This is a genomic window from Trinickia violacea (assembly GCF_005280735.1).
In the GTDB taxonomy this organism is placed as follows: domain Bacteria; phylum Pseudomonadota; class Gammaproteobacteria; order Burkholderiales; family Burkholderiaceae; genus Trinickia_A; species Trinickia_A violacea.
Map to the genome: position 1 here is coordinate 2180256 of NZ_CP040078.1, position 24888 is coordinate 2205143.

Consider the following 24888-nt stretch of genomic DNA (forward strand, 5'->3'; position numbering starts at 1 on the left):
GCAGCGCGGCAGTGCGCCGGTTACGGCGCGGCTTGTCGGTTTTTAAAGCCATTCTCTATTTGCCCTGAACGGGTTTGGGTGGAACGGGGGTAGGAGGAACGAGCGGCAGCACGCACAGCGCAAGCACGCCGACGGCCGCCATGAACGCGAACGCATCGGCGTAGGCGAGCGTCGCCGCTTGGCGTGCGGTTTCTTCGGCGAGCATCCGCATGGAGGCGTGCGCGCCCTCGAAAGGCGTTTGGCCGCCGTGACGCGTGAGCGTCCCGCCCATCGACGAAAGCCACTCGCGCGTAACCGCATTGTCGAGGCGAACGTGATCGAGGAGGCGCGACGAATGCAGCGTCTCGCGATGAGCGATCAGGATCGTGAGCAGCGCAACGCCGAGCGACGCGCCGAACTGGCGGAACGTCATATAGAGCGAGACGCCGTCGAGCAGCTTGTTCTGCTCGATTCTCGCGACGGTCCCGCTGCCTACGGCGGGCAGCAGCGGCGCGAGACAGCACGCATAGAGAACCAGCGGCAGCGCGAAGTAGGGGCCTGGCGTGCCCGTCGTGAGCAACCGGTGGAACACGAGCATCGACGCGATCAGCATGACGAGCGCGATGGCAATGGCCTTGCGCTGGCCGACGCGCGCGATGAGCCCCACCATCGCCGGACGGATCGCGGCGGCGGTGAGCGCATAGACGCACATGATCTGGCCCGTCTGCGTGGCGCTGTATGTGTGCTCGGCCAGATTGCGAAGAAATTCGGGCAGCACGAACACACTGCCCGACAGGATCATGCCGGTGAACACGCCGATCACGGCGGACGACAGCACGTTGCGGTCGCGCAGCAAGTCGAGGCACAGCAGCGGCGCGCGGTTCGCGGAGCTGGCCTGCCATGCGACGAACAGAATGAAGGCCGCGGTGCCGACGAGTGCCAGCACGCGCAGGTGCGCTGAGCCGAACCAGTCGTCGATCTCGCCGCGATTGAGGATCACCTGCAGCGAAACGAGCGCGATGGCGATCAGCGCGATACCGGGCCAGTCGGTCTCGACCACGCGTCCGGTCGGGGGCGGCAGTGTCGGAAAGTGACGCGCGAGCAGCCACAGCGCACCGGCCGCATACAGCAGGTTCGGCAGAAAGATCAGACGCCAGTGGTAGTGATCGGTGATGTAGCCGCTCGCCAGCAGGCCGGCGGCGCTGGAGAGATAGAGCACCGTCGACACCCGCATCAGCGACGGGCTGCGTTGCGGTTTCGGCATCAGCACGTAGATGCTCGCGCGCCACCAGACCACGAGGCCGGCGCCGGCAAGCCCCTGGAGCACCCGCCAGAACAACATCGAATCGAGGCCGGGCGAAAGCGCGCAGCCGATCGACGTGGCGGCGTACGCGACGATCGTCGCGAGCAGGAAGCGCTTGTAGCCGACGTGGCCGGCGAGCCAGATCGACACGGGCACGCCGAGAAAGAGCGCGCAGCTGTAGACCGTGAGCAGCCAGCTCGCTTCGTCGGACGAAACGCCGAGCGAGCCGGTCAGGTCCGGCAGCACGAGATTCATGCTGTCGAACGTATAGAACTCCATCCCCGTTGCGAGGCCGAGCCCCATCAACAGCAGGGTGGTATTCATCGGCGCCGGTGCAGCGGCCGCGGACGGCCCGCCCGGCAGCGGTGGCGCGACAGGTTTGGGCAGAAGTGATTCGTTCATTGCGGATAGCCGGAAACCCGTGCATGGAAGCGAGGGCGAGCTGGCGCGCCAGCCCGCCCGTTCGTCATCCGATGCTGTCGACCCGAGCCGGCGCCCCAACGCTGACTCGGGTCCCATGCAACGCTGGCGATCAATGACCTTCGCTTGCGCCGAACATCGTCTTCGCGTAGATCAGGCCGAGGCCGTAGGCACCGCCGTGAGCGATCGACACGGCAACCGTTTGATTGTACGTTTCCGCGCGCGCCCAGTCACGTTGCAGCTCGAGCAGATACTGGAGCGACGTCATCGGGCGTGCGCCTGCCTGGACCATGCGCTCGATTGCGCGCTCGTGCGCTTCGTCGGAGACGTCGCCGCACGCATCCGCGATCACGTAGACTTCGAAGCCCTGGTCGATCGCCGACAGCGCCGGACCGACGATGCAGACCGAAGTCCACAGGCCGGCCAGGGCGATCTTGTCTCTACCGATGGCGTTCACGCGCTCGGCGATGCGCGGATCTTCCCACGTGTTCATCGAGGTGCGATCGATGAGCTTCTCTTCCGGGAACACCGACGTGATCTCCTGGTACATCGGGCCGGAGAACGTCTTTTCCGCGACGGTGGTGAGGATCGTCGGGACGTTGAATTCCTTCGCGGCCTTCGCCACGAGCGATGTGTTGTTGCGCAGCGAGACCGCGTCGATGGACTTGGTTGCGAACGACATCTGCGACTGGAAGTCGATCATGATCAACGTGTGGTTGGTCGGATCGAGCAGGGTCTTGCCGGGTTGTGCTTTGGCGGTGGGCATCGTTGCCTCCATTGAATGGCCTGTGGGTGAAACGGTGAATCGGGTACTGCCTGGTGTTACTCCTTCCAGTTCGACCCGAGAATCAGGCCGCAGAAATTCCTGCGCCGATAGTTCGGATCGCATCGCTCGAGGATGTCGGCGTTGACCGTGCCGAACGTCGTGGCGGGACGCCACGCCATGCCCTGCGCGAACGTGTCGATGATCTGCTCCTTGAAACGCGGTCCGCGAGGGAACTCGAGCAGCACGGCCTCGCGCTCGGCCACGGTCAGCTCGTCCATGTGCATGCAGAGAAGGTCGGCCTCCATGCCCGCCGCGATCAGCGTCGCGAGCGCAGTATGCGAGGGCATGTCGGCGTGGATGCCGAAGGTCGTGTGAAGCGCCACGGCCCGCCATGCATCGGCGAGGTCCTCGCGCGGCACGTCATAGGCAGCCAGGAAGGCGTTAACCGCATTCGCGCTGTCCACTTCGAAACGCCGCGGCGAGCCGTGATAGGGCGCAGTCAAGCCGATGCAGCGAAACAGCGAAACGACGTAGAGCAGCTCCGCGTCGTACGCAAGTTTCCGGTACTGGGCGATCAGCGCCCCGAACAAAAACGTCCGTACCGAATGGCGATAGAGAATGTCGGGTTCGCCGGCGAGCACGATGGCGAGGGCGGCCCTTGCCATGGTGCTGTCCGGGATCGGGATGCCTGCGACGGTTCGGCTCATCGCATGTCCTCTTATGGGTTGATCAGCGCCGCCAGCGTGTAACGGCCGGGGCCCGCGATGGCTATCGTGCCGAACAGGATCAACAGCATCCAGGCGAACTGCCCTTGCTCGACGGTCCACTCCGGGTGCACGCGCAAGAGCGCGATGGCCGTGACGATCATCACGGGCAGCGCGGCGGGCCGCGTCGCAAAGCCGGCCAACACGAAGAGCGGGCACACGACTTCGGCGAAGATCGCGAAAGCGATGGTCAGCTTCTTGCCGAAGTGAAACGGGTCCTCGATGGCCGCCGCTTGAGCCGCGTAATGCCGGATCTTGGGCAGGCCGTGCACGATCAGCAAAAGCACGCTCGCGCCGACGCGCAAGAAGAGCAGGCCGAGGTCGGTCGAGTTCGCGGCGAGGCGGGCGAGCGTGGCGTCCATGGTCGATAGTCGGGCCGTCGGTTCAGAACGCGAAGCAGCTGCAGCCGAGCGCGCCCCAAAAGCTGTTGTCGTCGCTCACCGGCACGTTGCTGCGCCAGGCCCACATATGGCTGTGAGCATGGACGCCGCACAGGTTCGCGCAGCCGTCCACGCAGGCGCGCGCGGATGCGGCCGACGGCCGGTAGCGGCTGTAGCCGCCGAACTCCGCCACGGGCGACCACGAGGGGCTGACGGGCAGGTCGGCCGGCGCGAGCGGGCTGAACTCTTCGTCGGCATACACGACTTTGCCGTTGACGACCGTGAGCACCGAAGCCAGGTATTTGATCCGCTCTTCGTCGACGGTGAAGAAGTCGTCGGTCAGCGCGGCGAAGTCCGCGTACTGGCCGGGCATCAGCGCGCCCTTGCGGTCTTCCTCGCTGGAGAACCAGGCGCTGCCCACCGTGTAGCGGCGCAACGCTTCCATGCGGTCGAGCCGGTTGCGATCGGGGTAGAGCAGCGTGCCGCCCACCGTGCGGCCCGACACCATCCAGTACAGCGAGACGAAGGGGTTGAAGCTCGCCACGCGCGTCGCATCGGTGCCCGCGCCGACCGGCAGGCCCGCGGCCAGCATCTTCTGGATGGGTGGCGTGCGCTCGGCGGCTTCGGCGCCGTAGCGATGGATGAAGTATTCGCCCTGGTAGGCCATCCGGTGCTGCACGGCGATGCCGCCGCCGAGCGCGGCAATGCGGGCGATGTTGGCTTCGGAAATCGTCTCGCAATGGTCGAAGAACCAGCGCAACCCGTTGAACGGCACTTCGCGGTTCACCGCTTCGAACACGTTGAGGAAGCGGCCGATCGACTCGTCGTAGGTGGCGTGCAGGCGGAACGGCCAGCGGTTCTGCACGAGCAGCTTCACCACGTCGGTGAGTTCCGTTTCGAGCGTATCGGGCAGGTCGGGACGCGGCTCCAGAAAGTCTTCGAAGTCCGCGGCGGAGAACACCAGCATCTCGCCCGCGCCGTTCACGCGCAGGAATTCGTCGCCGTCGCCGGGCTTCGTCATCTTCACCCACTTCGCGAAGTCTTCGATCTCCTTCTTCGCGTTCTGTGTAAAGAGGTTGTACGCGATGCGCATCGTGAGCTCGCCGCGCTTCGCCAGTTCCATGATGACCGCGTAGTCGTCCGGGTACGCCTGGTAGCCGCCGCCCGCGTCGATCGCGCTCGTCACGCCAAGGCGGTTCAACTCGCGCATGAAGTGACGCGTGGAATTCACCTGATCGTCATAGGGCAGCTTCGGACCTTTGGCGAGCGTCGCGTATAGCAACCCGGCGTTGGGACGGGCGATCAGCATGCCGGTAGGGTTGCCGCTCCTGTCGCGCTGGATCTCGCCGCCCGGCGGGTTGGGCGTGTCCTTCGTGTAGCCGACCGCGCGTAGCGCGGCGCCGTTCAGCAGCGCGCTGTCATAAAGGTGCAGGAGGAACACCGGCGTGTCCGGCGCGATCGCGTTGATTTCTTCGAGCGTCGGGCCGCGCCGTTCCGCGAACTGCAGCTCGTTCCAGCCGCCCACCACGCGAACCCATTGCGGCGCGGGCGTGCGCGCCACCTGGCGGCGCAGCATGTCGAGCGCGTCGGCGAGCGAGGGCACGCCGTCCCAACGCAGCTCCATGTTGAAGTTCAGGCCGCCGCGAATCACGTGCAGGTGCGAGTCGTTCAGGCCAGGGATGACCGTGCGGCCTTGCAGGTCGATGCGCTTCGTATTCGCGTCGGCGCGCTGCATGACGTTGTGATCGCTGCCGGTGGCGAGGACGCGGCCGTCCTTGACTGCGATCGCCGTCACGAACGAGCGCTTGTCGTCCTGGGTTGCAATCTTGCCGTTGAAGAAAACGGTGTCCGCTGTCGCTGCTTCATTCAGTTGGGCAGTCATCGCTCTTTCCTCTCGTTTGGTGTGTGAACTGGACAACGTTGTCCATGGATGGTGCGAAGGCAGTCCATCCGCAGGCGCCTTCCTCTTCCCCCAAGTTAACCCAACCCTGCGCTTAAAGTCCTGAGCCGCGCCTTAAGCGTTCTTAAAGCGTGCAGCCGTGCACGGCTGCCAGGAGATTTCAGAACGTTTAAATGCGCGTCTTGACGCGGCGTTGCTACGATGGTTCGAACCGGCAGTGGCGTCCCGAGCGGTCATGTCGACGACGCTCGAAAGCGCCACGCTCCATCACGAGGATTGAAGTCATGTCGTATGTCTATTCGCTCTTATCAGGGCTGCTCTTCGGTATCGGGTACGGTTTGCTGGGACTGAAGTCGCCGGCGCCGCCACTGATTGCGCTGGCCGGATTGCTCGGGATGCTGGGCGGCGACCAGTTGGTCACGCAGTTGAAGGAGCATCTCGCCGCGCGCAGCGCGCCCCCGGCTGTGAGCGCACCCGCGAAGCCGGGCGCAAGTCCCTCCGGCAGCGGCGCGGACGGGGACGGCACAGGCTCGGTCTCCGGCGAGACGAAGCCATAACGGCGCGCCGGAGAACAACCATCATGACGCTCATGCCACCGGGGATGCAAGCTGAAAATCTAGGCGCAAACTCCTTGCCCCAACGGCTCATCACGGTCCTTGCGTTCCTCGCCGGATACGTCGATACCTTCGGTTTTGTCGGACTATTCGGCCTCTTCACCTCGCACGTGACAACCAACTTCGTGCTGATCGGCGCCAACATCGTCGGGCAAGGGCAGGGCGTGTTGCTCAAGCTGTCGGCGTTTCCTGCGTTCATCGCAGGCGTCGCGGTGGCGAAATGCGCCGTGGAATTCAGCGTGCGCCGCGGCGTGTCCGCGGAGCGGGCGATCTACGTGCTGCAGGCCGTCTGCCTGAGCTTCATGATGTTTGCGGGTCTTGCCGCGTTGCCCGTGCATTCGGCGGACAGCGCCGCGGTCATCGTGGCCGGACTGTTCGGCGCGATCGCCATGGGCATTCAGAACGGCCATAGCCAACTCGTGCTGGCCGGAAAACCGCTCACTACGACGATGACGCAGAACATCACGCTCGGCGTGATCGATGCAATCGAAGCGATGATGGGCCGCGGCGCCGAGACAAAGGCCGCGGCTCGCGCGCGCTTCGCCGATACGTTGCTTCCTGTCTGCGGCTTTGCCGTGGGCGCGATCGTTGCCGCCATTGCCTGGGTGCAGGCATCGTTCTGGGCCTTGCTGTTTCCGGTCACGCTGCTGGCGATACTCGCCTTGCGAGCCAGCACCGAGGCATGCGCCGTGGGCGAGTGAACCGGATCCAGGGTCTCTAATTGCGAGGACGAGCGAAGATGAACGAGTTCAATCGCTGGGAGCAAGTGCTCTCGTTGCTTGACCCGCATGCCGTAGGGTGGAAGGTGACGCAGCCGGCGACCATCGATGCGTTTAAAGCGCACAGCGGCCTGCGCACTGGCGCGAGCGGAACAGCTAACGTCGCGCTGTGCCGGACGTCGGTGGTCGCCGTGGAGAGGCAAAGCGAACGCTCGATGCTCGTGTCGTGGAGCGATTCGACGCGCTGCCGCTATATCGATCAGCGCTGGACCAGCGGGCGTTCGCGGCGCAGCGGCCACTGCGCGCTGACCGGTCGTGCGATTCGCCGCGGCGAGATGATCTACAAGCCGCAATGGCGAGGCGAGCATCCCCCGGCCAACAGCGCGGAGATGATTCTCGCGGCCGAACTCGAACGAATGGTCGTGCGAACGGAATCCGTCCACATGGAATCGGTTCGTATGGATCTGGTTGGCCTGCTGCCGGAGCTGCGAGCAGCCTCCTGATGCTCGAGCGTCGGTGTGCCTCGCGCGAGCGGCGTCTCTGCGGGGACATTCAATCGTGTGAAGCATGCGTGCCATCCGCTCGCCGACTGATGCACGCCATGCAGCGCGGCAGCTGTTCCGAATTCAATCAAAAATATCGAATAGTAGATTCGGAATATTTAAAACAACGTGCCATGCGAATGCCGTAGCATGTGCTTCCGCGCTGCGTCCCCAGCGCTTCGTTTTAGCAGAGATTGAATTCCCGAAAGACGGCTCGCAATGATCCAAATTGGACAATTAGATGTCTTTCTAGAGAACCGTGAAGTTCGCTCGAACGGCGAGTCGCTGCGCATCGGCAGCCGCGCGTTCGATATCCTCGAAGTGTTGATTCGTGCCGGAGGCGCGCTGGTTTCGAAAGACGAGATCATCCGCGCCGTTTGGCCAAACGTTGTCGTCCAGGAGAACAACCTTCAGGTTCACATCGCCGCGCTGCGCAAGGCGCTGGCCGGCGATCGCGATCTGATCCGCACCGTGCCGGGCCGCGGCTATCGGCTCGTCGCCGCCAATCCCGAGCCGGCGGTCGCACGAGAGCCGATGCGTCCGTTGCGGATGGCGCCGGCGCATGGCATGCCCTATTGTGTTTCATCCTTGGTCGGCCGCGAGGCGACGATCGCCGAAATCGTCGGCGCGCTCGATACGACGAAGGTCGTCACGCTCGTGGGAGCGGGCGGCATCGGCAAGACGCGTATCGCCATCGAAGTGGCCGCGCAAATCGGCAGCCGCTTTGCCGATGGCGTGGTGTTCGTTCCGTTTGCGTCGGTATCCGACCCGCGCTTCGCGCTCGATGCGCTGGCGGCCGCGCTCGGCCTGCCGATGCCCGTCGGGCGCCTGTCGCTCGACGATATCGCGTCGCGCGTGGCGGGCCGGCACATGCTGCTCTTGCTCGACAATTGCGAGCATCTGATCGACGAGGTGGCGCAGATCGCGAGCGCCATCAGCGAGGCCAACGAAGGGCTCTATGTCCTCGCCACGAGCCGTGAAGCCTTGCGTGTCCCGGGCGAACTGCTGTATCCGGTCCAGCCGCTCGACGTGCCCGACGAGGGCGGTACCGCCGAGGACATCCTGGCAGCGAGCGCCGTCCAGTTGTTCGTCGATCGCGCCCGGGCGGCGGACCCGCGCTTTCCGCTCGATGACCGCACGCTGCTCGTGACGGGGCTCATCTGCCGCCGGCTCGACGGCATCCCGCTCGCCGTCGAACTGGCTGCGGCACGCGCCGCGGTCCTTGGCGTGGAAGTGTTGGCCGAGCACCTCGACGACCACTTTCGGATTCTCGCCGGCGGCTTCCGCACGGCGTTGCCGCGCCATCAGACCTTGAAGGCCATGCTCGACTGGAGCTATCGCCTGCTCGACGATACCGAGCGCGCGTTGCTGCGCTCGCTGGGCGTTTTCATGAACGGCTTCTCGTTCGATGCCGCGTATCACGTGATCAAGGAACGCGGGTTTTCTTGCACCGAGGTGCTCGATGCCCTGAGCGGTCTCGTCGCGAAGTCGCTCGTGGTGCGAGAGAGCGAGGAAGCGGCGACGCGTTACCGGCTGCTCGAGATCACGCGAGCCTACGCGCTGAAGCAGCTCGAGGATCATGGGGAGCGCAAGGCCGCCGCGCTCGCGCACGCCACCTATTTCCGCGCGATCCTCTCCCGAGCGCCGACGCGGCTTGCCGCTGCGAAGACGACCCCGTGGTTCATGGCGTTCCGGCATGAGCTCGGCAATCTTCGCGCGGCGCTCGATTGGGCCTTCGCGCCCGATGGCGACCGTGCCGTCGGCATCGCCTTGGCGGCGGTCGCCGTGCCGTGCCTCTTCGATCTTTCGCTGGTCGACGAATGCTGCGAACGGGCCCGCGCCGCGCTCGATGCGATGCGCGCCCCGGAAGTCGCACCGGTTCCCGCCGAAAGCCGCTTGCCGCTTCTCGCGGCCTATGGCGCAGCGTTGCTGTTTACGCAGGGCCCGGTGCCGGCCGTGCACGAAGCGTGGTCCGAGGTGCTGTCGCTCGCGGTGGCGACCAACAACGCCGAGTTCGAGCTGCGCGCCTTGTGGGGACTGTGGAGCATCCGTCAGTACGGAGGGGACGCGCACGCCGCGCTGCAGCTGGCGCGCCGTTTCGGCGCGCTCGCGCAGATGGCCGATCATCCGGCGTTCTCCCTGGTGGCGGGGCGGCTCGAGTCTGTCGCGCTGCATTATGCGGGCGAGCCTGAGGCGGCACGCGAGCGGCTCGGGCAGTTGCTGTGCAACTACGAATGTCCTACCGACCACTGGGGCATCCCGGGGTTTCGCATCGAGCCCGGCATCGTTGCGCGCGCGACGTTGGCGCGCGTGCTGTGGACCCAGGGAGAAACGAGCGAGGCGCTGAAGACCGCGCAGTGTGCGCTCGAAGCGGCGCTGTGCTATGGGCACGACATCGTGACGTGCTACGTGCTCGTCGAAGGGCTGGTGCCGGTCGCGCTCTTGAGCGGCGAGTTCGAGCTTGCCCGCGAGGGCATCGCGCTGTTGCGCACGCGTGCGAAGCAGGGAGGCTTCATGGTCTGGCTCGCGTGCAGCGAATGCTATGACCAATATCTGAAGTCCATCGCCGAGCCCGATCCCACGCGGCTGCCGGAGTTTCGCGCGGCGCTCGATGCCGTGCGGCAGACGGGCTATCTCGCGCAGTGGACCATGCTGCTGGCGCAGTATGCGCGCGCGTTGAACGAATGCGGTCGCCGCGAAGAAGCGGAGGCCGTGCTCGATGAGGCGTTGCAGCACTGCGCGGCAACGGGCGACCGCTGGTTCTATCTGAACCTGTGCCGGCTGGGCGCCGATCTCGCGACTCGCAGCGAGATCGATTGACGGCTTTTGTTCGGAGGATTGCGCCTAGCCTGCGCCGTTAGCGTTAGATCTGCGCGATGAAGCGATCGATCAGATCGGGACGGTCCAGTTGTTCGACCCACCACGTCAAGGCGCGGCCGGCTTCGTCTTCGCGCCACGCAAGGTAGCAATAGGTCACTTCGCGCATGCCGGTCACGCGCCGCGCAACGAGCTTGCCTGCGTCGATGGCGGGCTGAGCGATGCATTCGGGCAAGGTGCCCACGGCGATGCCTTCGCATTGCGCGGCCAGCTTGGCGGCGAGCGTCGGCACGGCGATGCAGGGCTGACCGTTGTCGGTCGCAACCGAGCGCGGCTTAAGCTCGCGCGACGTGTCGCTGATGACGGCTCCGCGATAGTGGACGACGGCGTCCATCGTCAACGGCTCGGGCAGACGCGCGAGCGGATGATCGGGCGCGACGGCGAACACGTGCCGCAGCGAGCCCACCGGACGCGCGATGATGTTCGGCAGCTGCGGAGGATCGCCGGCGGCGCCCACCACCAGATCCGCGCGCCGCGTGATCAACGCATCCCAGGTGCCGCCGAGCACTTCGGTCGACAGACGCAGCCGCGTATCCATTTCGAGGTCGTAAAACCCATGCACGTAGGGCCATAGGGCGCCGAACGGCAGGATCTCGTCGATGCACAAGCGCAGCTCCGCTTCCCAGCCTTCCTGGATGCGGCGCGCTTTGCACTCGAGCTGCTCGGCCGCATGCAGCAGCCGGCGCCCTTCCTCCACGACGACGCGTCCCGCATGCGTGAGCTTCGCACGCCGGCCGCTGCGGTCGAACAGCTCCACGCCAAGATCGCTTTCGAGTTTCTGCACGAGATAGGTGAGCGAGGACGGCACGCGGTGCAGCATTTCAGCTGCTTCGGCAAACGTGCCGACGCGGTCGATGACGTCGAGCGCTTCGAGCGCTTCGAATGACAACTTCATGTGGATTTCCGGTGGTTGTGTCGCATGGGCGCGCAAACGTTCGCGGCGCATGACCGGCATCGTATCGTGAGTCGTGGCCATATGGGCGCGCTTAAGGGGAAATTAACAGCGGCGATAGGATGAAGACGCGGTGCATGGCCGTTCCCCCGGTTCGACTGGTGAAACGTTGCAGGTGCTTCGTTACAGGAGCCGCGTGCCTCGGTTCGCTTCAGAAGTTTTAAGGCGCGGCTAAGGAGTTTTCGGCTGTACCTCGTTAAGCTTCGTCGCGTGACGCATCACGCAACGACATCGAGGTACTCATGAGCAGCACGGACCCTTTCCCGCAGGCCGAAGACGCGGCGCCGGAATTGGAGGTTCCCTATACGTCGCTTGAACATCGCCGGTATCAGATGTTCCCTCGCTTGTCGCCGGCGGAGATTCTCAGCCTGCAACGCTTCGCGAAGCCGATGTCGTTCCAGGCCGGCGAGATGATTTTCGAAACCGGCCGTGTCGCCCTCGGTCTGTTCGTGCTTCTGCAAGGCAGCGTGCGGATCTCCACGCGCGATTCGCTGGGCCGCTCGACGCTCGTGACCGAGCACGAGGCGGGACACTTCATGGCGGAGATGGCCCAGCTGTCGGGCAAGCCCGCGCTCGTCGACGGTGTGGCGCTGACGCACTGCGAGACGCTCGTCGTCGAACCGGAGCAGTTGAGGGCGTTGATCGTGGCCGACGCGCAGCTCGGCGAGCACATCATGCGGGCGCTGATCCTGAGGCGCCTGGGACTGATCGAGCAGGGGCTGGGGCCGATCATCGTCGGCGACGGATCGGACGGCCGGCTCATCGGCCTGCAGGGTTTCCTGCGCCGCAATGCTTATCCCGCGTCGGTGCTCGATGTCCGTCATAACGAGGAAGCGGTCACGCTGCTGTCGGGCATGACGGCGGGGCCGGCGGATTTTCCGCTCGTGTTCTGCCCCGACGGCTCCGTGCTGCGCGCACCCGACGAAGTCCAGCTGGCCACGCGCCTAGGGCTCGTGCCGGCCTTCCAGAGCTCGTGCACCTACGACATCGCGATCGTCGGCGCAGGCCCGGCCGGGCTCGCGGCGGCCGTGTATGCGGCCACCGAAGGGCTGTCGGTGGCAGTGTTCGACCAGCGTGCGCCGGGCGGGCAAGCGGGGGCGAGCTCGCGGATCGAAAACTACCTCGGCTTTCCGACCGGAATCTCAGGTCAGGCGCTGGCGGCAAGAGCATTCCAGCAGGCGCTGAAGTTCGGCGCCCATCTGGCGATTCCAGGCAAGGTCACCGACATCGCGCGGCATGACACGCACTTCACGCTTGCGCTTGCCGACGGCCAGCAAATCTGCGCGCGTACCGTGGTGATCGCAAGCGGCGCCGCTTACCGCAAGCCGCAGGTGCCGGATTTCGATCGCTTCGATGGACGCGGCATCTACTACTGGGCGTCGCCGATCGAGGCGAAGCTCGTGAAGGGGCAGGATATCGTGTTGATCGGCGGCGGAAACTCGGCGGGCCAGGCCGTCGTGTTCCTCGCCAATTTCGCCCGCAGCATTCGCGTTCTGATCCGCGGTGAAGGACTCGACGCGAGCATGTCGAGGTATCTGATCGACCGCATCGGCGCATTGCCGAACGTATCGGTCTGCACGCGCTGCACGCTCGAAGCCCTCGAGGCGGATGCGGCCGGACTCGCTCGCGTTCACATCCGCAACGACGGCGAGGACGAAGTGATCGCGTCGCGCCATCTCTTTCTCTTCATCGGCGCCGATCCCAAGACCGACTGGCTGGCATCGAGCGGCGTCGAATTGGACCCGCGCGGTTTCGTGTTGACCGGTCTCGCCGGGGCGCGCCGCGGCTCGCCATACGAACACGAGACGTACCCGCTTCAGACGAGCGTGAGCGGCATGTTCGCGATCGGCGACGTGCGCTCCGGCTCGGCCAAGCGCGTGGCCACGGCGGTCGGCGACGGCGCGGCGGTGATCAGCCAGATCCACGCCTACCTCGCAGACCTGAGTACGGAAGTGCAGAGCGGCTAGCCACCATTCGACGTATTCCCTTCACGCCTTCGCTTCGCACCTCGCCGCGACTTCAGAACGTTTAAGCCGTCAATAAGGACTTTATCGCGGCGTGCCGACTAAGCTGTGCCCCTCATGACGCAAGGATTCCATTCGCTGTGTCTTGAACCCTCCAGGCAGCGCCGCAGCCACTCGGCGGCGCAGAAACGAACGTAACGGCTGAGAACTGAAATGGACGCTCAAAACAAAACCACCACCCTTTCTGCGTCGCGACGCAGGCTGCTCTCGGCGAGTGCCGGCATGGCCGGCGCAGCCGCGGCCTTTTCTGCGCTGTCGGCGTCTGCCGCGACCACGAGCGGCGGTGCACACGCGAGCCACTCCGCTGCCGGCGGCCGGCAAGAGGGCAGCTATGTGAAGGCGAAGGACGGCACCGAGATCTACTTCAAGGACTGGGGCACTGGCACGCCCGTGGTGTTCTCGCACGGCTGGCCGCTGTCCGCCGACGCCTGGGATCCGCAGATGCTGTTCCTCGTCAATCAAGGCTATCGCGTGATCGCGCACGACCGGCGCGGCCACGGCCGCTCGGGCCAGCCGTCGCACGGCAACGACATGGATACCTACGCCGACGACCTCGCCGCGGTGCTCGACGCGCTCGACGTGCGTAACGCCATGCTGGTCGGTCATTCGACGGGCGGCGGCGAAGTCGCGCACTACATCGGGCGTCATGGCTCGAAGCGCGTGGCCAAGGCTGTGTTGATCGGCGCGGTTCCGCCGCAGATGGTGAAGAGCGCGACCAACCCGGGCGGCCTCGACATGTCCGTGTTCGACGGTATCCGCGCACAAGTCGCGGCGAACCGCTCGCAGTTCTATCTGGATCTCGCGACGCCGTTCTACGGCTTCAACCGTCCGAACGCGAAGACCTCGCAGGGCTTGATTCAGGACTTCTGGCGTCAGGGCATGCAAGGCTCGATCAAAGGCCAGTACGAGTGCATCAAGCAGTTCTCCGAAGTCGACTACACGGAAGACCTGAAGAAGATCGACGTGCCGACGCTGATCCTGCACGGCGACGACGATCAGATCGTGCCGATCGACGATTCGGCGAAGCTCTCGGCGAAGATCGTCAAGAACGCGACGCTGAAAATCTATGCAGGCGCACCGCATGGCATGTGCAGCACCCACGCAGAGAAGGTCAACGAGGACCTGCTCGCGTTTCTGAAGCAGTAACCCAAACCGGGTGCAACGATTTCGCCGGCCCCCGCGCCGGCGAAATAGAGTGAGGGAGTATTCCGTGAGCCATATCCATGTACGCCGTGCGCTGAGCGCGGCGATCGCTTCGATGCTGGCGCTCGGCGTGGCGCTTGCCTGCACGCCGGCTTCGGCGCAACCGGTCTGCCGGGCCAAGCAGGTTGCCGCTGTGTCGGTCGGGCCGCAATACGACACGACGCACGTCTACGTCGCGAGCGCGGACTTCGACGCATTCGTGAACAGCTTCATCACCACGTTCGGCGGCAAGGCTTCGCCGCGCGCGGTGTTCACCGTCACGCCGACGCCGAGCAAGACCGCTTCGCAGTACGTAAAGACGCCCGTGGGCATGCTGTCCGTGTTTGCGTTTCAGACGCCGGTGCCGTACCCGTTCGGCAATGAGCGCACGGGGTATCTGGTCACCAATATAGACGATGCGATTCGTGCCGCGCAGGCCGCGGGTGCCGACGTGATCGTCGACAAGTTCGACGACCCGATCGGCAAGGACGCGATCATCCAGTGGCCGGGCGGGCTCACGATGCAGTTGTACTGGCACACCAAGACGCCTTCGTACGATCCGCTCGAGCGGGTGCCCGACAATCGCGTCTACGTGTCCAAGCAGAGCGCCGACAAGTTCATCGAGGACTTCCTGTGCTTCTCGCACGGCAAGGTGGTGTCGGACGAGCATGGCGCGGACGGCGCGGAGATCGGGCGGCCGGGCGAGACGATCCGGCGCGTGCGCGTGACCTCCGACTTCGGCGAGATGCTCGTGTTCGCGACGGACGGCAGGCTGCCCTATCCGTTCGGGCGTGAAGTGACCGGCTACCGGGTTGCCGATCTCGACGCGACGCTGGCGAAAGCGCAAGGCGCGGGCGTCAAGGTGCTGTCTGCGCCGAGCCGCACGGTCGAAGGGCGCACGGCGATGGTCGAGTTTCCGGGCGGCTATATCGCCGAAATCCACGAGTGGTCCAAGTAGCCGGGTGCTTGCCGATGAGACGTGTGTTGTCGAAGGCGACCGCGGGCGCGGCGCTGGTTGCGTCCGCGCTCGCGAACGGCGGCGAGGCATGGGCCGCCGATCCCGTGCAGGACCCGCCCCAAACCGCGGCGCAGGGGACGAGTCCTGCCACGGCGTGTAACGCGACGCGGCCCGCCGTCCTGTTCAATCGCTGGCAGGAGAACTGGGGGGTGCTCGCGAATCCGTGCGTGCCGAAGGAACCGCTCGACTCGCTCAAATACATCCCTCTCGGCAGCGATCCGTCCACCTATCTCTCGCTCGGTGCGAACCTGCGCGAGCGCTTCGAGCTGAACAACGCTTCGCTCTTCGGCCTCGGCAACGGGCGTGACGACAACTACGTGATCCAGCGCGCGGAAGTACACGCGGACGCACGGTTCGGCAGTCACGTCCAGGCGTTTTTCCAGCTGGAAGATGCGCGTCCTTTCGGCAAGAACACGGTGACGCCGGTCGACAAGGATCAGCTCGACATCGAGCAGGCGTTCGTGGCGTTCGTCTATGGCGTGGGCGGCGGCACGCTGAAGACCCGCATCGGCCGGCAGGAGATGGCGTTCGACTTGCAGCGTTTCGTTTCGGTGCGCGACGGTCCCAACGTGCGCCAAGCGTTCGACGCGATCTGGGCCGACTACGAAATCGGCAAATGGCGCTTGATCGGCTATCTAACGCAGCCGGTCCAGTATCGCGACGTCACGACGTTCGACGACGTGTCGAATCGCCATCTGACGTTCAGCGGCGTGCGCGTCGAGCGCTCGAAGGTGGGGCCCGGCGATCTGTCCGCCTACTGGTCGCGCTACATCAACGGCAACGCGCACTATCTCGACGCGGCCGGCGCCGAGCATCGCGACGTGTTCGACGTGCGCTACGCGGGAAAGACCGAGCACGTCGACTGGGACGCGGAAACGATGGCTCAGACCGGGCACATCGCCAACGACACGATCGGCGCATGGGCGTTCGGGCTCTTGGGCGGCTATACGTTCGCGTCCGTCACGGGCGCGCCGCGGCTCGGTCTCCAAGTGGACGGCGCGTCGGGCGACCGGCATCCCGGCGACGGCCATCTCGGGACCTTCAATCCGCTGTTTCCGAACGGCTACTACTTCACGCTCGCGGGCTATACGGGATACAGCAATCTGTATCACATCAAGCCGTCATTGACGCTCAAGGCGGCCTCCAACGTCACGATCCTCACGGCAGTCGGATTTCAGTGGCGCGCGACCACGCAGGATGCGGTCTACGGACAGGGCATGCAGGTGGTGCCCGGCACCGCGGGCAAGGGCACCGCCTGGACCGGCATGTATGAGCAGGTGCGGGTGGACTGGCTCGTCAATCCGAACGTCGCGCTCGCCGTCGAGGCGGTTCATTTCGAGGTAGGCGATTCGCTTCGCGCGCTCGGCGCGCGCAATGCGGATTATGTGGGCGTGGAAGCCAAGCTCGGCTGGTAAAGGGCACGGCTCAACTATTTTTTAACCAACCAGGAAGTCGAAAATGAAGAAATCAAGTCTCCTTACGGCAATGCTGCTGGCTCTTGCAATGGGCAGTGTTTCCTTGCATGCAACCGCGCAGGTGGCGGGCGTGCAGCCCATTGGCATCAGCGTGACGCAAGCCGATCTTATCGTTCGCGGCTGGAGCGTAAAGAAGTCGTTCCTTGGCAAGCCGGTCGTCAACGACAAGGGTGAACAGATCGGCGTCGTGCACGACATCATCATCGCGCCCGATGACTCCGCATCGTTCGTGATCGTCGCAGCCCATCAGTTCGCGGGCGTCTCGCAGCACGACGTCGCCATTCCCGTGAGCCAGCTCGACTTCGCCGACGGGAAGCTCACGCTCGCGGGCGGCACGCGCGAAGCGATCAAGGCGATGCCGACGTTCCAATACCCGCACGTGCCCGTTGTGCCTGTGGCGCGGACCGAGTACTTGCGTCACTGAGTCCGGCAGGCGCCCTGGTTTTTCAGGGCGCCGTCCTTCAGAGTCATGCGTCGATGCGTTTCCTAAGGCCGTCGCCCGCAAACGGCATTTCGCGCATGCGCTGGCCGGTCGCGTCGAAGATCGCATTCGCGAGCGCGCCGGCAGTCGGCCCCATCGAAGCCTCGGCCGCGCCGAGGAACGGTGCACCCGGACGATTGATCAGGTGGACCTTCAGGCTGCGCGGCGCCGCCGAAAAGCGCAGGATCGGATAGCTGCTCCAGTCGAAGCTGCGCACCCTCTGCGTGTCGTATTTCAGCTCTTCGTACAGCGACCAGCTCGCCGACTGAACGATGCCGCCTTCGATCTGATTGCGGATGCCGTCCGGCGAGACGATCTGCCCGGCGTCGACGGCCACGTCCGCGTGTTCGAGGATCACCTGTCCCGTTTCCGGGACGACCGTGATTTCGACCGCCATCGCGACATAGGCCATCAGGTTCTTGTATTTGCCGAACGCGAAGCCGACTCCGCGATTGCGCGCTCGCGGCGGCCGCGGCCAGCCGAACTGCTGGGCGGCGAGCTCGATCACGTGGCGCGCGCGCGGGTCTTGCATGTGGCGCAGCCGGAACGCCACCGGCTCGACGCCGGCCGCGTGCGCGAGTTCGTCCATGAAGCTCTCGATCGCCCACACGTTCGTATGCGCGCCGAGCGAACGCATTGCCGAGGTCTGCAACGGCATCGTCGGCGAGAAGTTGTTGACGATGTGCATCGCCGGAAGCGCGTAGAGCGGAATCGCGTTGCGGTCGCCGCCGCCTTCGGGCTGCAGCATCGGCGTCGACGGCGCGGAGACGAACGGCGTCTCCAGCATCCGCGCGGGCAAGAGTCTGCCGGCGTTGACGATCCGCTCATTGTGCGAGTTGCTCCACAGCTCGTACTGCCAGTCGACGATATGGCCGCTCGCGTCGAGCGACGCGCTGACCTCGGTCACCATCGCGGGCGTGAAGTGATCCCACGTGTGCTCCTGCTCGCGCATCCACTGGACCCGGATCGGCTGGCCCGGCATCGCGGCCGCGATCAGCGCCGCATGCGCGGCGACGTCGTCCGCGCCGTTGTGCCCGTAGCAGCCGGAGCCTTCGGTGTGAATGCAGCGGATGCTCGGCTTCGGCATCGACAGCATTTCGGCGAGCGCGTCGCGCAGCGGATACACGCCTTGCGAGTGGGTCCATACGGTCAGGACCCCGTTGTCGAGGTGCGCGACCGAGCACGACGGTCCGATGGAGCCGTGCAGCAGGTAGTTCTTCCGGAACGTCGCGGTCAGCGTCTTTGCCGCCGGTGCGGTGGCAGAGTGCGTGTTGGCGATCTCGATGCGTTGCGTCGAGATTCGCTTCAAGTCCTCGTGAACCTTCTCGCGATCGGGCAGCGCGCGGCCGGGCGACCATTGGCAGTTTGCTGCGAGCGCGCGCTGCGCGACGACCGCTTGCCACTCGCCATGAGCGACGACCGCGAGCATGCTGCCGTTGCGGACGATCCGCACGACGCCCGGCATCTTCAGGATCGCGGCCTCGTCGAACGACAGCAGCTTCGCGTCGTAGACCGGCGGCATCACCACGCGCGCGTGCAGCATGCCGGGCAGTTGCATGTCCTGCACGTAGCTGACGCCGCCGGTGACCTTGTTCGGAATGTCGAGCCGAGGCAACGACGTGCCGATCGTGGTGAACGTGGCCGGATCTTTCAAAGGCGACGTGGGCGTGGCCTTGCGATGCAGGTCGACGATCCCGATTGCGTCGCCATAGCTCATCGTGCGGCCGTCCGGCGCCTTGATGACGGCATCGCTGACCGTCAGCGTGCTTGCGTCGACGCCGAAGTGCTTGGCGGCGCCGTCGACCAGCAGCCCGCGCACCTGCGCCGATGCGTTCAACAGCGCGCTGCCGCTGTCGGCCATCGTATGGCTGCCGGCGGTCAACCCTTCGTCGGGCGATGCGCCCGTGTCGGCGGTCAGGAACGTGATCAGCGAGGGCTTCATGTTCAGCTCCTCGGCGGCCACCTGCAGCAGGGCGGTGCGCACGCCGGTGCCGAGCTCGACCTTGCCGGTGAACACGGTGACCAAGCCTCCCGGCGTGATCTTGATCCACGCGTCCAGGAGCGGATTGGTCTTCAGGCTGCCTGCCAGCGTTTCGGTTGCCTTCGCCACGTGGACGGCGGCGCCTTCGTCGGCGAGCACTTCCTGCGCGAGCGCGCGGGCGCCCGGAGCGAGGCTGAACGCAACGAAGAGCGCGCCCGAGAACATGAAGTGGCGGCGGCCTTGGTCGATGTCGTCGTGATCGTTCATCAGAGCGCCTTGCTGAGCGTGACGGGTTGGGATGCGCCGTCCGGTTCCGGCAGGCCGGCGACTTGGCGCACGGCCGCGAGAATCCGCATGTGCGTGCCGCAGCGGCACAGATTCGGCTCCATGTGGGTGCGCAGTTCGCCTTCGGTGGGCTTTGGGTTGCGCTCGAGCAGTGCCTGGGCGCGCATGATCATGCCGGCGATGCAGTAGCCGCACTGCGCGGCCTGATGCTCGATGAACGCTTGTTGAAGCGGCCCCGGATGGTCGGCCGTGCCGAGACTCTCGATGGTCCTCACGCGCCGCTGCCCGACCGCGGCGACCGGAATCAGGCACGAGAACATCGGCTTGTCGTCGACGATCACCGTGCATGCGCCGCATTGTCCGAGGCCGCAGCCGAACTTCGCGCCGTGCAGGTGCAAGTCGTTGCGCAGCGCGTACAGGAGCGGGGTGGACGGGTCGATGTCGAGCGCGTGCTGGACGCCGTTCACGGTCAAGGTCATCATCGCGCGCTGTCCTCCTTTCTGAGCTTCGCGGCCATCGCTTCGACGTCGGACCAGGCAGGGCGATTGGAATACGCGCCGCGGATGTAAGCGGCGAGATCCGCGATCTGCTGGTCGTCGTACTGGTCGATGAACGACGGCATGTAGTTGAGGGTGTCTTCGCCGTGCCAGCCGATCCCGTTGGACATCATCTGAATCGCGTTGCGCGGCGTATCCGCGTTGACTGCCGTGCTGAACGCGAGCGTCGGCCGTTCGCCGATCGCCTGCATCGGCGAGGCCGGGCCGTGGCATTGCGCGCACGACGCCTGGAACAGCGCCGAGCCGCGCGCTTCGCCGGGCGTCATCGTCTTGCCCGCGACGGCCGTCATCGCGGATGGCGCCGCGGTACCCGGCTTCTGGATCGACAGGATGTACGACGTGATCGCCTCGACGTCCTCGACCGGCACCGTCGCGAGATCGCGCGTGACCGGCAGCATCGGCCCGGCAGCCGCGCCGTGCTCGCTCGCGCGGCCGGTACGCAGATAGGTGACGAGCTGCGCCTGGGTCCACGGATGCACCGCGTTGCCGAGCGCATTGAGCGGCGGCGCTTCCCAGCCGTCGACGATCCCGCCGTCGAACGCTTTACCGGCTTGCTCGCCGCCGATCGCGTTCAGCGGCGAATGGCACGACGCGCAGTGTCCGAGGCCGTCGACCAGCAGCTTGCCGCGATTCCATTGCGCAGATTGCGTCGTATCGGGCTGGTACTCGCCCTTGCGCAGGAACAGGATGTTCCAGAAGGCGACGGGCGGGCGGAAGTTGAGCGGGAAGATCAGATCGTTAGCGGGCGCCGATGCGTCTACCGGTTCGCGCGTCATCAGGTACGCATAGGCGGCCGCGATGTCGTGGTCGGAGATGCGCGTGAAATGGATGTATGGGAACGCCGGATAGAGTTGATGACCGTCGCGCGAGATGCCGCGGCGCAGTGCTCGAGCGAACGCTTCTTGCGACCACCGTCCGATCCCGGTTTCGGGGTCGGGCGTGATGTTGGTCGCGTAGATCGTGCCGAACGGCGTCGCGAGCGGCAGGCCGCCCGCGAACGGCTTGCCGTCCTTCGCGGTGTGGCAGACGATGCAGTCGCCGAGCGCGACGATGCGCGCGCCCTCGCGAACGAGCTTTGGATCGAACGAAGCCGGCGCCGGCGGCCCGATCGGGTCGATCGACGGCTCGTACATGACGCCGATCGCGATCGCCAGACCGGCGAGCGCAATCCCGGCAGCGCCGAACCCTAGTCGTTTGTGTTTCATGCGTGCTCCTGACGAATCGCTGCGCGCCACGCAAGCTGCAGACGCGGCGGATTATGGAAGGAGCTTAGAGAGGTGGGGCCGTGAAGTCCTGAAGCGACGCTGAAACGTTCTGAACCCTTTGCGCATGCACGTTCGCGAGCTTGTCCGAATACGGGCGCTCAATAACTGGCGCCCGTTCGGTTGCTGCCAGGAACAGCGTCTCTTGGCGCAGGCGCGATGGTTATTTCTTGATCGGCGCCGGCACCGGCGCGAGCATTTCATGCTTCGCTTTCGCGCGCTGCGGCGCCTTGTGGACCATCGTGTAGGCGTAGTCGACGCCCATGCCGTACGCACCCGAGTGGTCGCGAACGATGTTCATCACGGCATCGTAGGTCTCGCGGCGGGCCCAGTCGCGCTGCCATTCGAGCAACACCTGCTGCCAGGTGACGGGAACGACGCCCGCCTGGATCATGCGCTGCATCGCGTAGTCGTGAGCCTCCTTCGACGTGCCGCCTGAAGCGTCGGCGACCATGTAGATCTCGTATTCGCCTTCGTCCATCGCACACAGGGCGAACGTGAGGTTGCAGACCTCCGTCCACAGACCGGCCACGACCACCTTCTTGCGACCGTTCTTCGCCAGGGCGTTGCGCACCTTTTGATCGTCCCAGGAATTCATCGACGAGCGCTCGAGCACGGGGTGATCCGGAAACACGTCGAGCAGCTCCGGAAATGCATAGCCGGAAAAACTTTCCGTCTCGACCGTGGTGATCGTGGTCGGGATGTTGAATGTCTTTGCGGCCTTCGCCAGCCCGACGGCGTTGCTCTTCAGCACCTGGCGGTCGATCGACTGCACGCCGAATGCCATCTGCGGCTGCAAGTCGATGAAAATGATCTGACTGTTTTCGGGCGTCAGAACGTCAAGTTTAGGATTACGCATGAGTTGATTCCTCTATTCACGAGAATAGCTAACAGGGGACTGCCGGCGACCCATTGGGGCCGGGCAGTATTCGGCGCGTTGGACTTGTGTGGAATGCGTGTCCGCCGCCCCGATTAGTCTAGGAGACCCGATATATCTCTTTGAATGAATTGTTCTTAATTAATATTTTTAAAGGCAGGCGCATTAAATGGATTAGACGTTCGTACATTGATTGACATTCAACATACGAGACACCTCAAAGCGGCCTGCCAAGTCCGAACGTCGCGGCCAGTTGCGGTCCTTTTTCGAGCAGCGACGTCACTTCCGCGCGGCGCTCCGCCGACCAAGCAGCGAGTCGCTGAACGACGTCGGTTGCGTCCGCAGGCAGCGATTCAGCGAGTGAAACGGCATCGCGTGCCGCCTTCGATGTGCCGGATGCCGTGTGCGGCCTCACGGTGCACGCTGCGTCGCCGATCAGGGCCACACGGCCCTCGACGAAGTCCGGGCTCAGTGCGTCGAAGATGGCCTGAATGAACGGAGCGCGGGTGGCGAGGACCAGTTGGGAGAAGACCGAAGGCAGCCGCTCGCTCGCGAGTTGCCTCAGCGTCGCGACGGAATCGTCCGAGAGTTGACCGGGGTGTATCGATGCGTGATGGACTTGTCCCGCCTGATCGGTCAGGTGGCGGCGCAGCGTGTCTGAGTCCGTTTCGTTGCGATACCAGAGCCAGTTGAAGCGCCGCGTCCCCGGCTCGAGCGACCCGTCGAGCGCGGGAATCAGAAATGCCATGAACAGTTCGCCCGGCGCCTTGTGAAGCGTCATGTTCTCGACCAGCGTGGCGATGGCCGCCGCGTCGAAGTCGGCTTCGTCGACGATGCCGCGCCAAGCGATATAGCCCGCAAACGACGGCGCGTAATCGGGAAAGAGCCGGGCGCGAAGGCTCGAGCCCGTACCGTCGGCGGCGAGCAGGACGTCGGCGCGAATGCGTTGATCGTCGATATGAACGTCGATGCCGCCGGCATCCTGCTCGAAGCCCGTTACCGAGCGACCGTAGTGGATCCGCCCTGGCGGCAGCGTGCTGCACAGCGAGCGGTAGACCGCATCCCACGACGAGAACGGCAGCATCTCCGGTTCGTCGCGCGTGACGGCTCCATCACGATCGATCCAGCGCCGGCGATGCGTCGGCACGCTGATCATGTCGCGGCAGTGATGCCCGTGCTGTTCGAGAAACGCCATCATGCGCCGCAGGACCGCCACGCCGCCGCCTTGTCCGCGCAGCGGAGTGGGCGAGCGCTCGTAGATCGCCACGTCGTGCCCTATGCAATCGAGCGTCAGTGCGGCTGCGAGGCCCGCTATCGAGCCGCCGGCAATGACTACTTTCATCGTGAACCACTCCCGTGATCGGCAGGCGCGAAGCACTGCGCGTTGAAAGTCGAATCGACGATCGCATCATGCCAGCTTCGATCTGAATTATCCTGAACGGCTCACACGGTCAGCGGGACAGCCCGCGTCGCCAGGCGCCGGGCGCGCGGCCGAAGTATTTGACGAACATGCGGTTCAGGTGGCTCTGGTCCGCGAATCCGCAAGCGACCGCGATTTCCGTGAGCGTCATGTCGGTCGCTTCGATCAACTGCCGCGCCTGCGTGACGCGGTGCTCGAGCAGCCATTGGTGCGGCGTGCGGCCCGTGGTCCGTGTGAACGCACGGATGAAATAACCGCGCGACAGGTCGCACTCGCTCGCGACTTCCGCGATCGGCACGCTTTCCATCAGCAGTTCCTTGGCGCGCGCCGCGCTCGCGTGCGACAGCATGCCCTTGCGACGAAGATCGCGCTCGGAACCATTGCCGTAGTGGCGCGCCAGATGCGAGCCGATAGCGAGACCCATCTGGTCGACGAAAAGGGTATTGAGCGTCCCTTGCGCATCCAGGTTGTCGGCCACTGACTGCGCGAGACGGCCGAGTATCGGATCGTGCGTGTCAGCCGCGCAGGTCAGGCCTCGGATCGTCATGTCGTGTTCGTCGCCGAGCCGATCGAGATACGCGCGCGACAATTCCACCAGCACTAAATCGAAATTGCCGTAAAGATCCGCATGGAAATCCTCTGAGAAATCGCGGATATAAATCGAATTGTGCTCGAATAGTCTTTCTATTTGTTTTGCGCCCCGATATATCGTGCGCCGATGTCCGCCATTCAGCGAAATGCCGATCAGAAAGCCGCGCTCGCAGGCAGGCATCGCGATGCGCTCGAAATGCTCGCCTCGCATGCATTTGCGATGAAGCGTGACGCCTCCGGCTTCCCGCTCAATATCCTTACTTAATAGGCTCGACGCGCATCCGAGCCCGTCTTTCGGCAGCGGCGCGGCGGCAGGCACGATAAGGGAAGAGGGCATAACACCAGATCCTTGTGGGGCGCTCGAGACGCGAAAATCTATTTCGAATAATTACAGCAGATGATACCTGCAAGTTAATGGGAATGAAATTCCGCTCAACAACCGCACAATTGCTCGAAGGGCGGCACTCCGCACAGACACACCGCATCGCTAGCACCGGCATGCGATTCGGGACTGCTGCG

The 24888-nt window shown here is 64.9% G+C and carries 21 protein-coding genes; 9 read left to right on the forward strand and 12 right to left on the reverse strand.

Annotated features, from left to right (window positions below; translation table 11 throughout):
- Positions 1-55 precede the first annotated feature (55 nt).
- The 5 genes from FAZ95_RS31875 to FAZ95_RS31895 form a co-directional block, all read right to left on the reverse strand.
- Entirely contained in the window at positions 56-1684 is a 1629-nt protein-coding gene (locus FAZ95_RS31875; protein ID WP_254700024.1) for an MFS transporter, read from the reverse strand.
- A gap of 130 nt (positions 1685-1814) precedes the next feature.
- A complete protein-coding gene (locus tag FAZ95_RS31880) occupies positions 1815-2468 on the reverse strand; it encodes a hydrolase (protein WP_137336398.1) in 654 nt (217 codons plus the stop codon).
- A gap of 56 nt (positions 2469-2524) precedes the next feature.
- A complete protein-coding gene (locus tag FAZ95_RS31885) occupies positions 2525-3175 on the reverse strand; it encodes an HD domain-containing protein (protein WP_137336399.1) in 651 nt (216 codons plus the stop codon).
- 11 nt (positions 3176-3186) lie between these two features.
- Positions 3187-3594 (reverse strand): DoxX family protein, encoded by a 408-nt coding sequence (locus FAZ95_RS31890; RefSeq protein WP_137336400.1) that lies wholly within the window; start codon positions 3592-3594, stop codon positions 3187-3189.
- A gap of 22 nt (positions 3595-3616) precedes the next feature.
- Entirely contained in the window at positions 3617-5494 is a 1878-nt protein-coding gene (locus tag FAZ95_RS31895) for an amidohydrolase (RefSeq protein WP_137336401.1), read from the reverse strand.
- A 302-nt stretch (positions 5495-5796) separates the two neighbouring features.
- On the opposite strand from FAZ95_RS31895, the gene FAZ95_RS31900 reads away from it, so the two are divergent.
- The 4 genes from FAZ95_RS31900 (at position 5797) to FAZ95_RS31915 (ending at position 10207) form a co-directional block, all read left to right on the forward strand.
- Positions 5797-6069, forward strand: a complete 273-nt coding sequence (locus FAZ95_RS31900; RefSeq protein ID WP_137336402.1) for a DUF1427 family protein — start codon at positions 5797-5799, stop codon at positions 6067-6069.
- Positions 6070-6143: 74 nt separating this feature from the next.
- On the forward strand, positions 6144-6827 hold the full coding sequence (locus FAZ95_RS31905) for a YoaK family protein (RefSeq protein WP_254700026.1): 684 nt from the start codon (positions 6144-6146) through the stop codon (positions 6825-6827).
- Between the two features lie 38 nt (positions 6828-6865).
- Positions 6866-7348: a DUF3331 domain-containing protein gene (locus FAZ95_RS31910; RefSeq protein WP_137336403.1), complete on the forward strand. Its 483-nt coding sequence runs from the start codon at positions 6866-6868 to the stop codon at positions 7346-7348.
- A 258-nt stretch (positions 7349-7606) separates the two neighbouring features.
- Positions 7607-10207, forward strand: coding sequence for an ATP-binding protein (locus tag FAZ95_RS31915; protein ID WP_137336404.1), 2601 nt, complete (start codon positions 7607-7609; stop codon positions 10205-10207).
- A 43-nt stretch (positions 10208-10250) separates the two neighbouring features.
- On the opposite strand, the gene FAZ95_RS31920 is transcribed toward FAZ95_RS31915, so the two are convergent.
- On the reverse strand, positions 10251-11159 hold the full coding sequence (locus FAZ95_RS31920) for a LysR family transcriptional regulator (protein WP_137336405.1): 909 nt from the start codon (positions 11157-11159) through the stop codon (positions 10251-10253).
- Positions 11160-11458: 299 nt separating this feature from the next.
- On the opposite strand from FAZ95_RS31920, the gene FAZ95_RS31925 reads away from it, so the two are divergent.
- The 5 genes from FAZ95_RS31925 to FAZ95_RS31945 all read left to right on the forward strand — a co-directional run bounded on the left by FAZ95_RS31925 (position 11459) and on the right by FAZ95_RS31945 (position 17339).
- Positions 11459-13183: an FAD-dependent oxidoreductase gene (locus tag FAZ95_RS31925; protein ID WP_137336406.1), complete on the forward strand. Its 1725-nt coding sequence runs from the start codon at positions 11459-11461 to the stop codon at positions 13181-13183.
- Positions 13184-13393: 210 nt separating this feature from the next.
- Complete coding sequence (locus FAZ95_RS31930) at positions 13394-14386, forward strand: alpha/beta fold hydrolase (protein ID WP_137336407.1); 993 nt, start codon at positions 13394-13396, stop codon at positions 14384-14386.
- A 112-nt stretch (positions 14387-14498) separates the two neighbouring features.
- Complete coding sequence (locus FAZ95_RS31935) at positions 14499-15380, forward strand: VOC family protein (RefSeq protein ID WP_175425898.1); 882 nt, start codon at positions 14499-14501, stop codon at positions 15378-15380.
- Between the two features lie 14 nt (positions 15381-15394).
- A complete protein-coding gene (locus FAZ95_RS31940) occupies positions 15395-16855 on the forward strand; it encodes an alginate export family protein (protein ID WP_137336409.1) in 1461 nt (486 codons plus the stop codon).
- A gap of 70 nt (positions 16856-16925) precedes the next feature.
- On the forward strand, positions 16926-17339 hold the full coding sequence (locus FAZ95_RS31945; protein ID WP_437437795.1) for a PRC-barrel domain-containing protein: 414 nt from the start codon (positions 16926-16928) through the stop codon (positions 17337-17339).
- Positions 17340-17382: 43 nt separating this feature from the next.
- On the opposite strand, the gene FAZ95_RS31950 is transcribed toward FAZ95_RS31945, so the two are convergent.
- The 6 genes from FAZ95_RS31950 to FAZ95_RS31975 all read right to left on the reverse strand — a co-directional run bounded on the left by FAZ95_RS31950 (position 17383) and on the right by FAZ95_RS31975 (position 24706).
- Positions 17383-19644 carry a xanthine dehydrogenase family protein molybdopterin-binding subunit gene (locus FAZ95_RS31950; RefSeq protein WP_137336411.1) on the reverse strand — a complete coding sequence of 754 codons (2262 nt, stop codon included), beginning with the start codon at positions 19642-19644 and terminating at the stop codon, positions 17383-17385.
- The gene (locus tag FAZ95_RS31955) at positions 19644-20144 is read right to left on the reverse strand and encodes a (2Fe-2S)-binding protein (RefSeq protein ID WP_137336412.1); all 501 of its coding nucleotides are present in this window, start codon (positions 20142-20144) and stop codon (positions 19644-19646) included. The genes FAZ95_RS31950 and FAZ95_RS31955 overlap by 1 nt, the downstream gene beginning before the upstream one ends.
- Positions 20141-21424, reverse strand: coding sequence for a c-type cytochrome (locus FAZ95_RS31960; protein WP_137336413.1), 1284 nt, complete (start codon positions 21422-21424; stop codon positions 20141-20143). The genes FAZ95_RS31955 and FAZ95_RS31960 overlap by 4 nt, the downstream gene beginning before the upstream one ends.
- Before the next feature lie 220 nt (positions 21425-21644).
- The gene (locus FAZ95_RS31965) at positions 21645-22340 is read right to left on the reverse strand and encodes a hydrolase (protein ID WP_137336414.1); all 696 of its coding nucleotides are present in this window, start codon (positions 22338-22340) and stop codon (positions 21645-21647) included.
- A gap of 235 nt (positions 22341-22575) precedes the next feature.
- Positions 22576-23700 (reverse strand): FAD binding domain-containing protein, encoded by a 1125-nt coding sequence (locus FAZ95_RS31970; protein ID WP_137336415.1) that lies wholly within the window; start codon positions 23698-23700, stop codon positions 22576-22578.
- 109 nt (positions 23701-23809) lie between these two features.
- Positions 23810-24706: a helix-turn-helix domain-containing protein gene (locus FAZ95_RS31975; RefSeq protein ID WP_137336416.1), complete on the reverse strand. Its 897-nt coding sequence runs from the start codon at positions 24704-24706 to the stop codon at positions 23810-23812.
- Between the last annotated feature and the right edge of the window lie 182 nt (positions 24707-24888).